The organism is Acinetobacter sp. IK31 (assembly GCF_035615195.1).
Lineage (GTDB): Bacteria > Pseudomonadota > Gammaproteobacteria > Pseudomonadales > Moraxellaceae > Acinetobacter > Acinetobacter calcoaceticus_C.
The window spans coordinates 1-16,113 of the sequence record NZ_JANBOB010000017.1 but is presented as its reverse complement, the minus strand read 5'-3'; the positions used below and the strand labels follow the sequence as shown (position 1 = coordinate 16,113).

The window sequence follows — 16,113 nt, the reverse complement described above, 5'->3', positions numbered from 1 at the left end:
TTATCCTTAAGCGTATAACTGTTCTAAACGTGTATGGGCACGAGCAATCGCAGCTTCAACCTGTTTTGGTGAAGTTCCGCCAATATGATCACGTGCATTTACAGAAGCTTCTAGTGTTAGAGCTTTATCAAATACATCTGCTGTGATTAAGTCTGAGAATTGTTGTAATTGCTCAAGCGTTAACTCAGATAAATCTTTTTCTTCAGCTACACCTAAGGCAACTGCTTTACCTACAATTTCATGTGCATCACGGAAAGCAACGCCTTTTTTCACTAAATAGTCAGCAAGATCGGTTGCCGTAGAGAATCCACGAAGTGCAGCTTCACGCATGATTTCAATATTTGGAACCAATGCAGGAATCATGTCTGCGAAAGCCATAAGTGAACCACGAACCGTATCGATTGCATCAAATAAAGGTTCTTTATCTTCTTGGTTGTCTTTGTTGTATGCCAATGGTTGACCTTTCATGAGCGTAAGTAAGCTAATTAAGTCACCAAATACACGGCCTGATTTACCACGGATCAGTTCTGGAACATCTGGGTTTTTCTTCTGTGGCATGATTGAAGAACCAGTACAGAAGCGGTCAGGAATATTTACAAATTTGAACTGAGCAGAAGTCCAAAGAATCAGTTCTTCTGACATACGTGATAAGTGCATCATAATTAAAGATGCAGCTGCATTAAATTCGATGGCAAAATCACGGTCAGATACAGCATCGAGTGAGTTTTCACATACAGCTTCAAAACCTAATAATTCTGCTGTGTAAGCGCGGTCAATCGGATATGTCGTGCCGGCAAGAGCGGCAGAACCAAGTGGTAGACGGTTGACACGTTTACGGCAATCTTGAAGACGCTCAGAGTCACGTACTAACATTTCAAACCAAGCCAGCAAGTAGTGACCAAAAGTCACGGGCTGAGCAGTTTGTAAATGTGTGAAGCCCGGCATAATTGTATTTACATTTTTGGCAGCCAAGCCTAACAAGCCTTTTTGTAGGCGCTCTAATAATTTTAAAATGTCATCAATTTCGTCACGTAGGTAAAGACGAATATCGGTTGCAACCTGATCGTTACGGCTACGACCAGTGTGTAATTTTTTACCTGTAATACCAATACGTTGAGTCAAACGTGATTCAATGTTCATGTGAACATCTTCAAGATCGATGCGCCATTCAAAGGTTCCAGCCTCAATTTCTGAGCGAATGGTGCTTAAACCTTCAATAATGTCATCGCGTTCTGCTTCTGTGAGTACGCCAACTTTCGCAAGCATGGTAGCATGCGCAATAGAACCCGCGATGTCTTGTTTATAAAAACGCTGGTCAAACTGAACAGAGGCGGTAAATTCGGCTACAAAAGCATCCGTCGCTTCAGAAAAACGACCACCCCACATACCTGAGGTCTGGTCTGGGGTTACTGAATTAGGGGGATTTGAAGATGTGGTCATGGTGGCTCAGTAAAATAAAAAAGAGTATATCACTTGCCGAAGCTCAACAAACAAAGTTGTTTCCTACAGCATACCGAAATCAAAATTCCTCCTATTTTTTTACGAAAAACGGGCGTTGGCAACACTTATTCGAATTAATTATCGCAAGTAACATTTTGGCACTGGTTTTGGCACTGGCTGAAGCCCAGTCATGGCAAGCATTAAGCGGTGGACGTCTTTTACAATACATCGTTTTCATTAACTGGGTCATATTGTCGTTTTTTGCCTTGGTTGAACGCTTTCAGTATTTTTTTAGCAGCCTACGTCAAGAATTTGCCTTGGCTATCGGTTTTGTCATGCTGCAAGGTATTGTTGTTTTGACGACCTTAATGAGTAATTTTTTTCAGTTTGGCCTTTTAAATAAACATGCTTCTTTAACACAGGACTGGAGCATTTATTTTACCAATGTGCCTTTATATCTAAGTTATGGAATATTGCTGGGGGCTTTCTGCTTACGTTATCTATATGTCAGAGAACAGTGGCTGCATCAACAATATGCAGAATTAAATGCCCGTATTCAGGCCATGCAAGCACGAATTCATCCTCATTTTCTATTTAATAGTTTAAATAATGTGGTGAGTTTAATTGCGATAGACCCAGACAAAGCAGAAGGTATGTTGATTAGCCTGTCACGTTTATTTCGCGCAAGCTTCCAAGAATTGAAATTGGTGAGTCTGCATGAAGAAATTGAGCTGAGTAAACAATATTTAATGATTGAGCAGGTGCGTTTGGGAGAACGTTTAAAAGTAGAGTGGAAAATTGAGCTTTCACCTGTGCAAATGAAACAGATCACTATTCCTTTATTGACATTACAACCCTTGTTAGAGAATAGTATTTTTCATGGGGTAGAACCAATGTTGGGCAAAGCAACCATAGGGGTATTGGTTGAAATATTGCAAAATCAGGTCAGTATAGTCATTACCAACCCATATACAGACGATACAATAAATTCACGGAAAGGGCATGGAATCGCGCTTGAAAATGTAAAACAACGCCTGAAAGCATATTATGGGAATTCCGTAAGATTTCAGGTTTATAAAGGTGAAGCCTTATATACCACCATTATGAGCTATCAATATCAAACAAAATAATAAGTTAGTCAGAGTTAACCATAAAAAAATGGATCAAGTTAACGGTGACAAGGAGGATGAATGAAGGTGCTGATTTGTGATGACGAACCACTTGCAGTGGAGCGATTATCACGTTTAGTTTCAAAGATGGGACATGAAGTTGTATCAACAGCTCATCATGGACAGGAGGCCTTGGAACAGGCGCGGCTTCATCAACCGGATGTAATCTTACTTGATATTCAAATGCCAGGTATGAATGGTCTTGTCTGCGCAGAACAGTTAAGTCAATTCAATCCACGACCTGCTATCGTATTTTGTACTGCCTATGATCAACATGCATTGGAAGCATTTAAATCTCAGGCTCAAGCTTATCTTCTTAAACCCATTGATCCTCAAGAACTTGAACAAGTTTTTAGTCAACTGACTCAACTGACTCAAGCACAGCTCAATGCTTTGCCACAACATGATTTTTTACATGATCTAAAAACACAACGGCATCAAATTGCCGCAAAAACCTATCGTGGAGTTGAGCTGATTCCTGTTGAAAATATTTATTATTTTTTAGCAGATCAGAAATATGTCACGGTGCGTCATCAAAATGGCAGTGTATTAATTGATGAAACATTAAAAGAGCTTGAAACCGAATTTGCAGATCAATTTATTCGTATTCATCGCAATGCATTAGTTGCGGTTGCCTATTTAGATGGATTGGAGTTGGTCAGTTCGGGACAATATCAAGTTCGATTACGTGGTTTAGATGAACGACTTTCGGTGAGCCGTCGACATTTATCTATGCTTAGAGACCGAATTCATCAGCTCTAAACTTAAAAAGAGTTATCTTGGACGTGCGAGATTTTACTTGCAATTTTAAGGGATCAAGTTAAGTTTAGGGTGTATTGTTTGACCAGCCCATGCTTGAATTTATGAAAACCTTGAAAATTGCTACACGACAAAGCCCACTTGCTCTTTGGCAGGCAGAATATATTCGTGCCCGATTACAGGAGCTTCACCCCGATTTAACGGTGGAGTTGGTTAAGTTTGTCACGCAGGGCGACAAAATTTTAGATACGCCTTTAGCAAAAATTGGTGGGAAAGGGCTGTTTGTTAAAGAGTTAGAAGCAGCACTTTTAGATGGGCGTGCAGATTTAGCTGTACATTCAATGAAAGATGTTCCGATGGCTTTGCCAGAAGGTTTAACCTTGGCGGTCATTTGTGAACGTGAAGATCCATTAGATGCTTTCGTTTCAAATCAATTTGAAAAATTTGCTAATCTGCCTCAAGGTGCAAAAGTTGGTACATCAAGTTTACGTCGTAAATCTCAGATTTTAAAACAACGCCCTGATTTGCAAATTATTGACTTGCGTGGAAATGTTGGGACACGTTTAGCGAAGCTAGATGATGGTCAATATGACGCGATTATTTTAGCGAGTGCTGGTTTGAAGCGGTTAGGGCTGTCAGAACGTATTCGTCATTGTTTAACACCAGACATTAGTTTGCCTGCGGTGGGTCAAGGTGCATTGGGCTTGGAATGCCGTGCAACTGACCAAGACGTATTAGCTTTAATTCAACCGTTATTACACCAAGAAACAGATGTTTGTGTGCGTGCTGAGCGTGCTTTTAATGCTTATCTTGAAGGTGGTTGTCAGGTACCCATTGCAGGTTATGCCACACTACAAAATGGAAAAATCCATATTGAAGGGCGTGTCGGAAGTCCTGATGGTCAAACATTATTACGTGCTGAACTGACAGACGAAGCCAGCAATGCTCATCAATTAGGTGAAAACCTTGCTCGAAACTTACTTGATCAAGGTGCTGGCGAGCTATTAAAGGCTCTCTACTAAGCTATGTTGTTTATTAATACTCGACCTGATTCTCGGGCTGCAGAATTAACTGAAGTTTTGCAAAATGAAGGTTATCAGGTTGAGTCTTTACCTCTTTTAGAACTCGTTGCTAAACCCTTTTCCGAACATTTACTTCAGCTTTACCAAAAATTAGTTAAGGCACAAGCTATTGTTGTAGTGAGTCCAACCGCTGTTGAGGTGGGGATGAAGTATTTACTGCAAAGCGGTTTAAAGCTCAGTGATTTAAAAAATATTCAGTGGATTGCCGTTGGGCAGTCAACGGCCAATTGTCTAAATGAGTATGGAATAGAAGCGCATATTCCAGATGTTGAAACCTCTGAGGGGATGTTAAATCTACCTATTCTGCATCATATGAAGCAGGCCGGTAGCATCGCTTTTTGGCGAGGAGAAGGTGGACGTCAATTTATGATGGAGACTTTGCAGCAGCAAGGAATTCAGATTTTAAATTTCGTTTTATATCATCGGCAGTGCCCAGAAACTTCATATTCCACATTCAAACATCTAACACAGAATTCAAATTATAATTTAAATAAATGGCTGATCTTAATTACGAGTGAGGCGAGCTGGAAGTATTGGTTAGAGCTTTGTTCAAAAAATAATATAAAACCTGATTGTGTATATTTGGTTTTAGGACCACGTCTTTTTCAAATTGTTAAAGAATATTGCGATCAGCAACAGGCTCATTTTCACATTATTCAACTTGAAAATTTATCGCCTTCGGGGATGATTCATCACATTCAGGCATTATAAGGATTCGTATGAGAAAACTTGTTTCTATCATCATTTTACTGGGCGTGGCTTGGTTGGCTAAGCTCAGTTACGATATGTGGCAAATTTCTCGTACTGTTCCTGAGCTTAAGCAAAGTCTGCTTCAATCAGAACAGCACTATGCCAATCTAAATGATCAATTGGTTGCTTTGCAGCGACAATTACAGAATCAGCCCGTAAATATAGGCAATAAACTGAGTCCAGCCAGCAATTTAGAAGCTCCACCGATGGGGATTGCTCCTACAGTTTTAATAAAACAAAAATTGGATTTAATTCAATTTGCAATTGATCAGCAACAATTGATTTATGCAGTTGATCAATTAAATCAGTTGCAGCAATCCGTTGTGCATTATGAAATTGCTCCTGCATTGCAACAAAGCTTAAATCAATCGCTTGAGCAGGATAAGCAGGCAGTTCAACAATTTACATTGGCTCAAAATCAACGCCATCAATTGATTGACGATTTATTACAGACGATTGATAAAAATATTCAGCAAGCTTTAGCTCAGCCTAAACTTGAGATGGATCAATCAGAGGCTGTGTCTTGGTGGAAAAAATGGTTCCGTATAGAAAAAGTAGAAAACCCATCTATTAATTTAATGAATCGAAGTGTAGTGCTCAAAGAAGTTCAACTAAGATTATTAATTGCTGAACAGGCACTCAATCAAGGGAAAATGACAGAGTTTCAAAATGAGTTGCAATCTGTGATGCAAAAGTTAGATGAAATGCCTGATGCAACCAGTCAGCAGTTAAAAAAACGTATTGCTAAAGTGGCACATTTATCGGTAGTGCCTGTTCCTAAATTATCTACACTTGGTCTAATTGGCTCATAAGGAGGAGATATGAAACACCTCCTGTCGGTTTATTTCGTAATTAGCTTAATACTCTTTGCAGCTTTAGCTTTATTTAGTTATGGCTATGGAATGGGGTATGTCTATATCTACTGGCGACAATTGCAGTTGCAAACAAATGTCTGGGGATTAACCCTTGCTTTTGTGGTGATGAGTTTTATTGCTCAACTCATATGGCTTTGGGTTAAACGATATTCCTCTCGTGAACAAAGAAAAAATGAAAACATTTTCCAGTTTAAAAACCTTCATCCCTATGAGCAATTAGGTATTGTCTGGTTATTAGAAGCCGCCGAAGACCAACGTGTATTTATTGAACGTGTTTTTACTCAGTCAGGACTTTTAAAAAATATTATTGATGCCAGATTTCTGGTTTTAAGTGGAGATTATCCAAAAGCATTAACTGCTTTAGATCAATCACCGCCCATGGCATTTGAATTGGCAGAGTTAGAGCGAATCGAAATCTTTTTAGCCCAAAACGAAGCTGACCGTGCATTAACCCATCTCGAATTTTTATACCAGCATCAGTTATCGCCTTGGCTTGAGGAAATAGAAACAGCCTACCAGCAAAGATTAACTGCGTTATGGGGGCAATTAGCGCTGCAACATCCATGGGTATATTTACGGTCAATGAAGTATGGATTATTAGATGCTGAGCACCGTGATTTATGGTTGCAGCAACTTCTTCAGCAGTTTGATCAAGCTTCAATTGACGACTTGCATGCCTTGCAACAACGTTATCTAGATTTAGAGTCTGAGATTCAAACTCGACCTTATAGTAGTAAGTTGTTATGGCTCAAACTATTAGCGCGTATGCCTGATATGAGCATGCAGCATGCAGCCTTAACAATACACCTATTAAAAGAGCAGTTCGATCCAGAAGTGTTTTACCTGTGGTTTCAGCAACAGTTGCTTAAACAGGTTCCAGACTATGTTGATGTCGAAGAAAAAATTATCGAATTTGAAAATCAATATATGAATTTACCAGTTTTAACTTTTGCAAAATGGCATGTCTATATGGCAACCGGACGTCAAGCAGAGGCTGAAACATTATTAACATTATATCCAGATAATATTTTAATGAGCTATTTGCGTATTAAGTCGACCCTTAAAGAAGATGAAGTGTTAATCAATCAGTTAAACCTAATCTTTGAAAATGATGCGAATTTTTTAAAATTTAAAATATGAGGCAAAAATGAAAGAACTGTCTGTCTATCCGATAATATATGAACAGAAAGTAGCTTGGGGAGATATGGACGCTTTTGGTCATGTCAATAATGTACAATATTATCGTTATATTGAAAGCTCACGTATTTTATATATGGAAGCGATAAATATATTAACGCCACAATTATATACCGTTGTAGCCTCAAGCCAGTGTAAATACTTAAAGCCAGTTTTTTATCCTGATGTGTTGAAAGTCGGTGTTCGCGTGGAAGAGCTCCGTAATAGTGCGTTCCGTATGGCTTATATATTATGGAGTGAAACACAACAACAAATTGTGGCTACTGGTGAAGCTGTTATGGTATGCGTAGATAAATTAACAGAACGAAAATGTGAAATACCTCAGGAAATAAAACAAAAAATTATAGAGCTAGAAAAAACTGTTGGACATGACTTAATACATTTATCTTAAATAAATATTAATTAAATATATTTCATTTATAATTGATAATGTAATTAAAAGGTAATTTTTTTGGTTATTCTGATGAACACGGCTTTCAAACTATTGCTTATTGAATAGATTATAAATAATATTGGTCTTGATTTTATGTTTTTAAATTTTGTCTGTATTATTTTGAATTGTCTGTAAGACTGGAGTATTTATTAATGAAACCGGATATCAGTGAATTATCTGTTGAAGAGTTAAAACGTTTACAAGAAGAAGCGGAAGCTTTAATTGTGAGTAAAAAAGATCAAGCAATCGAAGATGCTTATAATCAAATTATCGAGATTGCTGAAAAAGTTGGCTTTACTGTTGAACAGCTTCTTGAATTTGGTGCTCAAAAACGTAAGAAAACTACACGTAAATCTGTAGAACCTCGTTACCGTAACAAAAACAATTCTGAAGAGACTTGGACTGGTCGTGGTAAACAACCACGCTGGTTAGTTGCTGAAATTGAAAAAGGCGCAAAACTTGAAGATTTCTTAATCTAATTGTATTGCTCATAATAAAAAGCCAAGCAAATCTGCTTGGCTTTTTTTATGCGTGAAAATATCTAAAATTTTGTAGTAAATATTATTTAAAAAATTGAGTACTTAAATTCATTTTTAAATAGATTGTTGAGATCAAATGTACACTTAGTAAGTTGATTAGCCAGTTTTCATGATTTTGTCATACGTTCAACTTATAGTCTTAATACAGAAGCCAAGCCTGATTGCTTGGTTTTTTTATATGAAGTGAATTGGCGATGTTGAAAAAGTATGCATAATGTCAGACTAGGGAGCTACTCTCAAAATAAGGACGATAATTTGCATGTTGGTAAGGCTGAATGAAGAAAAAGTCTAAGCAATGGAAGTGGTGGTTATTTGCCCTCATTGCATTTTTAATTTTTATTATTTTACAGATCCCCGCGACGTGGCTTATTTCTAAATTTTCAAAGAATAATCAAACTCTACACAATGTAAGTGGAAATATCTGGCAAGGCCAAGCAGATTGGCGGCGCGGTACTTTGAGAGGCTCGATTCATTGGAAAACTAGACCTCTTGACCTGTTTTTATTAAGGTTCGCGGCTGATGTAGATATCCATAGTGGAAATACCCAATTATCTGGGGTAATGGCTTATGGTATGGGTAAAAAAGTACTTATAAGGACAATGAATGGTCAAATCGCGCCTGAAACATTAAAACAAGTTGTGAACTGGCAATGGCCTGTGAACAGTATCCAGTTAAAAGATATTGATTTTAATTATAAAAAAGACCAAGGTTTCACCGCAGTTGATGGCCAATTGCATTGGGGTGGTGGTGCTTTAATTTATAATATTGGTGACCGTCAAGACCGAATGAATATGCCTTCTTTAAATGGGCAATTAACGGATCAAAATGGTCAATTACAGATAGATATACGTGATCAACGCAGTCAAAAAATGGCAAACCTTTTATTAGATGCCAATATGATGCTTGATGTGCAGCTTACACAAAGATTATTACTGAATATTCCGTCTTATGATGGGAAAGCTGGTTTAGATACATTTGTCATTAGTTCTCGCCAACCTTTGATGCAAGGGGGTAACTAATGAAAGTATGGATTGAAAAATTACAGCAACTACAATGGCAAAAATTAGATCGGCTAAGCGTTATTGTATTTGCCTTTTTAATTTTATGGCTATGCTGGAAATTGGCTTCATTATTTTGGTGGGTCATTGCACCTCCTCAAATGATGCAGTTTGATCGGGTAGAGTTAGGATCACAGCAGCCACAAATTCCTAACATTAGTACTTTTTCGCTTTTTAATGAACCTTCAGCCAATGCAGCTCAGGAAAATGTCAACCTAGAATTGCAAGGTGTGATAGTGGGTTATCCTAACCGTTTTTCTTCGGCTGTTATTAAGCTTGATAATACTGCTGATCGTTATCGGGTGGGTGAAACAATAGCTTCTACATCCTACCAGCTAGCAGAAGTTTATTGGGATCACGTGATATTACGTCAAGGTAATGGAAGTACGCGTGAGCTTCAGTTTAAAGGTTTGCCAAACGGATTATATCAACCACCTAATCCAGAGGCATCCCCAGCAAATCCGCCGACCGCTACTCAACAGGCACCTTCGGCTAATAGTACTCAAGAAGCGCTTGGACAGGCTATTCAGCAAATGCAAGGTAACCGTGAACAATATCTACGTGATATGGGCGTAAGCGGGAGCTCAAGTGAAGGTTTTGAAGTTACAGAACGTACACCCACTGCGCTTCGAAATAAGTTAGGTTTAAGGCCGGGTGACCGTATTGTTTCTTTAAATGGTCAAACGGTTGGGCAGGGACAAACGGATGTGCAGTTACTTGAACAGGCTCGTCGAGCTGGGCAAGTGAAATTAGAAATAAAACGTGGTGATCAAGTGATGACCATACAACAAAATTTTTAGTGATAACACGTCACCATAAGAGTTAGGAAATATCGCAAGTTATGGCTTTTTTGAATCATCAACGTCCACTTTGGGCATTACTTGCAGCAGCCCCATTGATTGCGACAGTGAGCAGCAGTACCTATGCCCAGACATGGAAGATCAATTTACGTGATGCTGACTTAACTGCATTTATTAATGAAGTTGCAGACATTACGGGGAAAAACTTTGCAGTAGATCCGCGAGTGCGTGGCAATGTCACCGTAATATCCAATAAACCCCTCAATAAAGATGAAGTTTATGATCTATTTCTCGGGGTCTTGAATGTAAATGGGGTGGTGGCAATTCCCTCTGGGAACACCATTAAACTGGTGCCGGATAGCAATGTTAAAAATTCGGGAATTCCTTACGATTCTAGAAATAGACTGCGGGGTGATCAAATCGTCACTCGAGTGATTTGGCTTGAAAATACCAATCCAAATGACTTAATTCCCGCACTTCGCCCTTTAATGCCTCAATTTGCACATATGGCTGCAATAGCAGGCACGAATGCGCTGATTGTTTCAGACAGGGCTGCGAATATATATCAACTTGAAAATATCATTCGTAATCTAGATGGTACGGGGCAAAATGATATTGAAGCCATTAGCTTGCAATCGAGTCAGGCGGAAGAAATCATTACTCAACTTGAGGCGATGAGTGCAACAGGAGCTTCGAAAGATTTTAGCGGTGCACGTATCCGTATTATTGCAGACAATCGAACGAATCGTATTATGGTTAAAGGTGATCCTGAAACACGTAAGCGCATTCGCCACATGATTGAAATGCTAGATGTGCCTTCGGCAGACCGTTTAGGGGGCCTAAAAGTTTTTCGATTAAAATATGCAAGTGCAAAAAATTTATCAGAAATTTTACAAGGCCTTGTAACAGGACAAGCAGTTTCTTCGTCAAATAGTAATAATTCTTCTAATTCGTCGAATCCGATTAATAATTTAATGGGTAATAACCAAAATTCAGGTTCAACAAATTCAGGTTCAAGTGGTACTTCAATTTCTACGCCTTCAATAAACTTGAATGGTAATTCAAATAGTAATAATCAGAATAATATCAGTAGCTTTAACCAAAATGGTGTAAGCATTATTGCGGATAATGCCCAAAACTCATTAGTTGTTAAGGCTGATCCACAGTTAATGCGTGAAATTGAGTCTGCTATCCAGCAGCTTGATATCCGCCGTCAGCAGGTACTCATTGAAGCAGCGATTATTGAAGTTTCTGGGAAAGATGCCGATCAATTGGGGGTGCAGTGGGCACTTGGTGATATTAATAGTGGTATAGGTTTAATTAACTTTACCAATGCAGGTTCTAGTTTGGCATCGCTTGCGGCAGGTTACCTAACTGGCGGTGCCTCTGGTCTAGGAAGTGCAATTGGTGCGGGTAGTTCAATAGCACTAGGTAAATATAAAGAGGGTGCAGATGGTTCTCGTCAACTTTATGGCGCTCTAATTCAAGCATTAAAAGAAAATACAGCTTCTAATTTATTGTCTACACCATCTATTGTGACAATGGATAATGAAGAAGCTTATATTGTTGTAGGTCAGAACGTTCCATTTGTAACGGGGTCAGTTACTACGAATAGTACCGGTATCAACCCATATACAACTGTTGAACGTAAAGATGTGGGGGTGACATTAAAAGTTATACCTCACATAGGTGAAAATGGCACAGTTCGACTTGAAATTGAACAAGAAGTTTCAAATGTTCAGGCGAGTAAAGGTCAGGCTGCCGATTTGATTACCAATAAACGTGCTATTAAAACGGCTGTATTGGCTGAACATGGACAGACGGTGGTTTTGGGTGGTTTAGTATCTGATGATGTTGAATTTAATCGCCAAGGAATACCGGGATTAAGCAGTATTCCATACGTAGGTAGATTGTTCCGATCGGATACTCGAAGTAATATCAAGCGTAATCTACTTGTCTTTATTCATCCAACAATTGTGGGTGATGCAAATGATGTACGCCGTTTGTCTCAGCAGCGCTATAGCCAACTTTACAGCTTGCAATTGGCGATGGATAAAAATGGCAATTTTGCCAAACTGCCTGAACAGGTTGATGACGTCTACAATCAAAAAATGACGCCGCCAAGTATTGCCTCTCAGCCAAAAAATTATCAACAGGTTCCTTCTGGTGGAAAAAGCTCGACAGTCACTACACCAGTTGCTGTAGAGCCAGCAGTGCAAAAGCAAACTTTACAGTTACCAGACCCTGAGGTGAACCGTACTAAAAATACGGTAACAACAACGACATTGCGTCCAAGCACAGCACCATAGTAGCGTGTTATTATTGAGAAAATGATGGATTAGGACACATAGGCATGACTTGGAAATTACAAGCAATTACTGGTGAGTTTACTGGACAAGAAATTAATATTGATCGTGATATGTTGGTGGGGCGCCATCAAGATGCCGATTTATTATTACAAGCTGCTGAGATTTCACGTCGCCATGCAGCTCTGCTTTTAAAAGACCAATTACTTTGGGTTCAAGACTTAAACTCTTCGAATGGTACATTTGTAAATGACATTCGTATTGAGCAAGAGAAGCAATTGTATGAGGGCGATATTGTTCAATTCGCTAGCTTTAAATTCTCTGTGTTTGCACCTGCGCAAGAAGTTGCTGATTTACCCGAAATTGAAGCAGAACCTGTAAATACGGCACCATCTCAAGATTTAAGCGATCAAGGGATGCCAAGCCTTACAGAGCGTGCTACTGAAATAGAAGTGAGCCGCGATGGTATGCCGCAAAATATTTCTATACCAAAACCTGCACCTATTCCAGAAGGTATAGATGTTAAAGCACAGCAGCCACAAGCGCCTGTTAGCTTTGATGAGCCTGTTTCTCGTATTGCTGAAGAAAAAGAGCAACAGAAGAATGCCTCAGTTGGTTTAATCACTATTATTATTTTAGTAATCTTAGCTTTATTAGCATGGTTATTCTTTAAATAATCTGTTGGTGCTTTTACAATCAAGGCATGCTAAACGCATGCCTTTTTAATTTTGAGAAGAAGAAGATGTCTGTTGCACAACTAAGTAAGCGCGATTTAATTTTATTTGATCTAGATGGAACACTGGTTGATTCTGCTGCTGATTTATATAGATCAATGAATCTAAGCTTGCAAGAATTAGAATGGCCTTTAATAACAGAAGCCCAGATACGAGCATGGGTCGGTAAAGGAGTGTCTAAACTTTGTGAAAGTGTTCTGTTGCATATTTTTGGAAAATTAGACACCGAACAACATAAAGTCCTCTTACAGAAATTTGTTGACATATACGGGGTAGAGCTTTGTGTGAATACTCAAATTTATCCTGGAGTAACTGAGTTCTTAAAGCACTGTAAAGCTTTGAATATACATATGGCATGTGTTACCAATAAGCCTGTGCAACTTGCTCAAGGGTTAATTGATGCCTTAGAACTTTCTTCTTATTTTCAAGTTGTCCTTGGGGGAGATAGTTTGCCAGAGAGAAAACCACATCCATTGCCGTTGTTGCATTGTATGCAAAGTTTAAAGGTATCTGCTTCGCACGCGCTCATGATTGGCGATTCAAGTAATGATATTGAGGCGGCGCGCCGTGCGGGAATTGATTGTATTGTGGTTAGCTATGGCTATAATCATGGAGAAAATATCTATGATTGCCAACCTCAGCAAGTGGTTGATAGTTTGGCTGAGTTAATTATTTAATGAGTGAAATGGAGATCAGCATGAATAAGCGTATGGTTTTTCGATGGCGTGTCTAAATCGAAACTAGAAAAACACCGTTTTAAATCGAAACCATATTAGAGAAAAATTCATGACCACATTAGCGCAATTTGAACAACTTAAGGCATCGGGTTACAACACTATTCCAGTTTATCGCCAGCGTTTGGCAGATACGGAAACACCTTTATCTGTTTTTGCTCGTTTTAAGGAGCAAAAACAAGCTTATTTATTTGAGTCAGTTGAAGGTGGTGAAAATTGGGCGCGCTACTCCATGATCGGTTTAGGCGAATCGACAGTTTTTTCATGTAATGCAGGGGTCTTGTCTATACAGCATGCTGATGGCTCAATTACACAAGAAGATTGCCTAGATCCATTTCAATATATTCGTGAATTTCAGAAGCAATTTACAGTGCCACCAGCTGAGCTTTTGCCAGCATTACCAAGTTTTACTGGCGGGCTAGTGGGTTATTTGGGATATGATGCAGTTCGTTATATTGAGCCACGTTTAAAGAATGTACCTGCGGCTGATCCAATTGCTTTACCAGACTTGTGGTTGATGCTCTCAAAGACAGTCATTGTCTTTGACAACCTGAAAGATACTTTATTTTTAATTGTGCATGCAGATACAACGCAGGCACATGCTTATGAAGATGCTCAGCAAAAGTTAGATCAATTAGAGCAGTTATTAGCTACACCAGTGAGTTTGCAAGCTAAGCCGCATACACCGCCTCATTTTGAATCGATTACGGGTAAGGCGAAATTCCTTGAGACCATAGAAAAGGTTAAAGAATATATCCGTGCAGGTGATGTGATGCAGGTTGTTCCGGGCCAGCGTATGGTTTCGGACTTTGATGGTGAGGCTTTGCAAGTTTACCGTGCTTTACGTCATTTAAACCCTTCACCATATTTGTTTTTGGTACAGGGTCAAACCATTACAGATAACAAACCATTCCATATTGTAGGATCATCGCCTGAAATTCTTTCTCGTCTGGAAAATGGAATTGCGACAGTTCGCCCGCTTGCTGGTACCAGACCACGTGGAAAAACTAAAGAAGAAGATATCGCTTTAGAAAAAGACTTACTTTCTGATGAAAAAGAAATAGCAGAGCATTTAATGTTAATTGACCTTGGTCGAAATGATGTCGGTCGAGTTTCTAAAATTGGTAAGGTTAAAGTGACTGATCAAATGGTCATCGAGCGCTATTCGCATGTCATGCACATTGTGTCAAATGTACAAGGTGAGGTGCGTGATGATATTGATGCACTAGACGTGTTTAAAGCAACTTTCCCGGCAGGTACTTTATCTGGCGCACCGAAAATTCGTGCAATGGAAATTATTGATGAAGTTGAGCCTGTTAAGCGAGGCGTTTTTGGTGGGGCGGTGGGGTATCTAGGTTGGCATGGGGAAATGGATATGTCGATTGCAATCCGTACGTGTGTTATCCGTGATAAGAAGGTATATGTGCAGGCTGGAGCAGGCTTGGTTGCCGATTCAAACCCTGAATCAGAATGGAATGAAACACAAATAAAAGCTCGCGCAGTGATCAAAGCGGTTGAATTATCGTCAAACGGATTGATTTTATGAGTTTTTAGCAGTTTTTTTTAAAAAACTGCTTGCATCGTTTGGAAGTTTTGCTAAACTGCACACCGTTCCGATACGAAACGTACGAAACACTAAGAAACGCCGGCATAGCTCAGTTGGTAGAGCAACTGACTTGTAATCAGTAGGTCCACAGTTCGAATCCGTGTGCCGGCACCATCTTAAAAGTGTAAAGTTGTTGAGTGAAGAATAACACTGAAATAAGTGTGAAGTGGTGAGATTCCCGAGCGGTCAAAGGGGGCGGACTGTAACTCCGCTACGAAAGTTTCGAAGGTTCGAATCCTTCTCTCACCACCATTAACTTCGATTGAAGTGCTAAGTATACCAGCATCGTGCGGGAGTAGCTCAGTTGGTAGAGCGGCAGCCTTCCAAGCTGCATGTCGCGAGTTCGACCCTCGTCTCCCGCTCCATCGAAGGATAATCGCTCTTATAGCTCAGTGGTAGAGCACTCCCTTGGTAAGGGAGAGGTCTCGAGTTCAAATCTCGATAAGAGCTCCAGATACAGTTTAGTAGATTTTCTACAAAGATTTAAAAAGCAGGCTTATTAGTCTGCTTTTCAAGTATTGGGTGTTTGATTTTTTAGGCGATATGTCGATGCTGAGTTCGGCTCAGAGTGGTGTTCGACGTAAACGAGGAATATAAACATGGCTAAGGCTAAGTTTGAACGTAATAAGCC

Annotated in this window: 15 protein-coding genes and 4 tRNA genes; 18 read left to right on the top strand and 1 reads right to left on the bottom strand. The window is 39.4% G+C overall.

Annotation, left to right across the window (positions count from 1 at the left end; translation table 11 throughout):
* Positions 1–6: 6 nt before the first annotated feature.
* Complete coding sequence (gene argH / locus MSG66_RS11075; protein WP_324654148.1) at positions 7–1,440, bottom strand: argininosuccinate lyase; 1,434 nt, start codon at positions 1,438–1,440, stop codon at positions 7–9.
* Between argH and MSG66_RS11070 the strand changes: the two genes are divergently transcribed.
* The 18 genes from MSG66_RS11070 (at position 1,431) to MSG66_RS10985 (ending at position 15,935) form a co-directional block, all read left to right on the top strand.
* Positions 1,431–2,570, top strand: a complete 1,140-nt coding sequence (locus MSG66_RS11070; protein WP_324654147.1) for a sensor histidine kinase — start codon at positions 1,431–1,433, stop codon at positions 2,568–2,570. The two genes, argH and MSG66_RS11070, sit on opposite strands and share 10 nt — an antisense overlap.
* 60 nt (positions 2,571–2,630) lie before the next feature.
* Positions 2,631–3,371, top strand: coding sequence for a LytR/AlgR family response regulator transcription factor (locus MSG66_RS11065; RefSeq protein WP_324654146.1), 741 nt, complete (start codon positions 2,631–2,633; stop codon positions 3,369–3,371).
* 101 nt (positions 3,372–3,472) lie between these two features.
* Positions 3,473–4,390, top strand: coding sequence for a hydroxymethylbilane synthase (gene hemC / locus MSG66_RS11060; RefSeq protein ID WP_262474517.1), 918 nt, complete (start codon positions 3,473–3,475; stop codon positions 4,388–4,390).
* A 3-nt stretch (positions 4,391–4,393) separates the two neighbouring features.
* The gene (locus MSG66_RS11055) at positions 4,394–5,161 is read left to right on the top strand and encodes a uroporphyrinogen-III synthase (RefSeq protein WP_324654145.1); all 768 of its coding nucleotides are present in this window, start codon (positions 4,394–4,396) and stop codon (positions 5,159–5,161) included.
* An 8-nt stretch (positions 5,162–5,169) separates the two neighbouring features.
* Positions 5,170–6,012: a hypothetical protein gene (locus MSG66_RS11050; RefSeq protein WP_133975739.1), complete on the top strand. Its 843-nt coding sequence runs from the start codon at positions 5,170–5,172 to the stop codon at positions 6,010–6,012.
* Between the two features lie 9 nt (positions 6,013–6,021).
* Positions 6,022–7,215, top strand: a complete 1,194-nt coding sequence (locus tag MSG66_RS11045) for a heme biosynthesis protein HemY (RefSeq protein WP_324654144.1) — start codon at positions 6,022–6,024, stop codon at positions 7,213–7,215.
* Positions 7,216–7,222: 7 nt separating this feature from the next.
* Positions 7,223–7,663 (top strand): acyl-CoA thioesterase, encoded by a 441-nt coding sequence (locus tag MSG66_RS11040; RefSeq protein WP_003654484.1) that lies wholly within the window; start codon positions 7,223–7,225, stop codon positions 7,661–7,663.
* Between the two features lie 194 nt (positions 7,664–7,857).
* Positions 7,858–8,184, top strand: a complete 327-nt coding sequence (locus MSG66_RS11035) for an H-NS family nucleoid-associated regulatory protein (RefSeq protein WP_075431230.1) — start codon at positions 7,858–7,860, stop codon at positions 8,182–8,184.
* A 335-nt stretch (positions 8,185–8,519) separates the two neighbouring features.
* Complete coding sequence (gene gspN, locus MSG66_RS11030; protein ID WP_324654143.1) at positions 8,520–9,263, top strand: type II secretion system protein N; 744 nt, start codon at positions 8,520–8,522, stop codon at positions 9,261–9,263.
* Positions 9,263–10,102 carry a type II secretion system protein N gene (locus MSG66_RS11025; protein ID WP_262474524.1) on the top strand — a complete coding sequence of 280 codons (840 nt, stop codon included), beginning with the start codon at positions 9,263–9,265 and terminating at the stop codon, positions 10,100–10,102. Before gspN ends, MSG66_RS11025 begins: the two co-directional genes overlap by 1 nt.
* A 41-nt stretch (positions 10,103–10,143) precedes the next feature.
* Positions 10,144–12,411 carry a type II secretion system secretin GspD gene (gspD, locus tag MSG66_RS11020; protein WP_324654142.1) on the top strand — a complete coding sequence of 756 codons (2,268 nt, stop codon included), beginning with the start codon at positions 10,144–10,146 and terminating at the stop codon, positions 12,409–12,411.
* Positions 12,412–12,455: 44 nt separating this feature from the next.
* Entirely contained in the window at positions 12,456–13,085 is a 630-nt protein-coding gene (locus MSG66_RS11015; RefSeq protein ID WP_324654141.1) for an FHA domain-containing protein, read from the top strand.
* 65 nt (positions 13,086–13,150) lie between these two features.
* Complete coding sequence (locus MSG66_RS11010; RefSeq protein ID WP_262474530.1) at positions 13,151–13,819, top strand: phosphoglycolate phosphatase; 669 nt, start codon at positions 13,151–13,153, stop codon at positions 13,817–13,819.
* 109 nt (positions 13,820–13,928) lie between these two features.
* The gene (gene trpE, locus MSG66_RS11005; protein ID WP_045437291.1) at positions 13,929–15,422 is read left to right on the top strand and encodes an anthranilate synthase component I; all 1,494 of its coding nucleotides are present in this window, start codon (positions 13,929–13,931) and stop codon (positions 15,420–15,422) included.
* A gap of 98 nt (positions 15,423–15,520) precedes the next feature.
* Positions 15,521–15,596: transfer RNA gene (locus MSG66_RS11000), tRNA-Thr, on the top strand.
* Positions 15,597–15,650: 54 nt separating this feature from the next.
* A tRNA-Tyr gene (locus MSG66_RS10995) sits at positions 15,651–15,734 on the top strand.
* 37 nt (positions 15,735–15,771) lie between these two features.
* Positions 15,772–15,847, top strand: a tRNA-Gly gene (locus MSG66_RS10990).
* A gap of 13 nt (positions 15,848–15,860) precedes the next feature.
* A tRNA-Thr gene (locus tag MSG66_RS10985) sits at positions 15,861–15,935 on the top strand.
* The last annotated feature ends 178 nt before the right edge of the window (positions 15,936–16,113 follow it).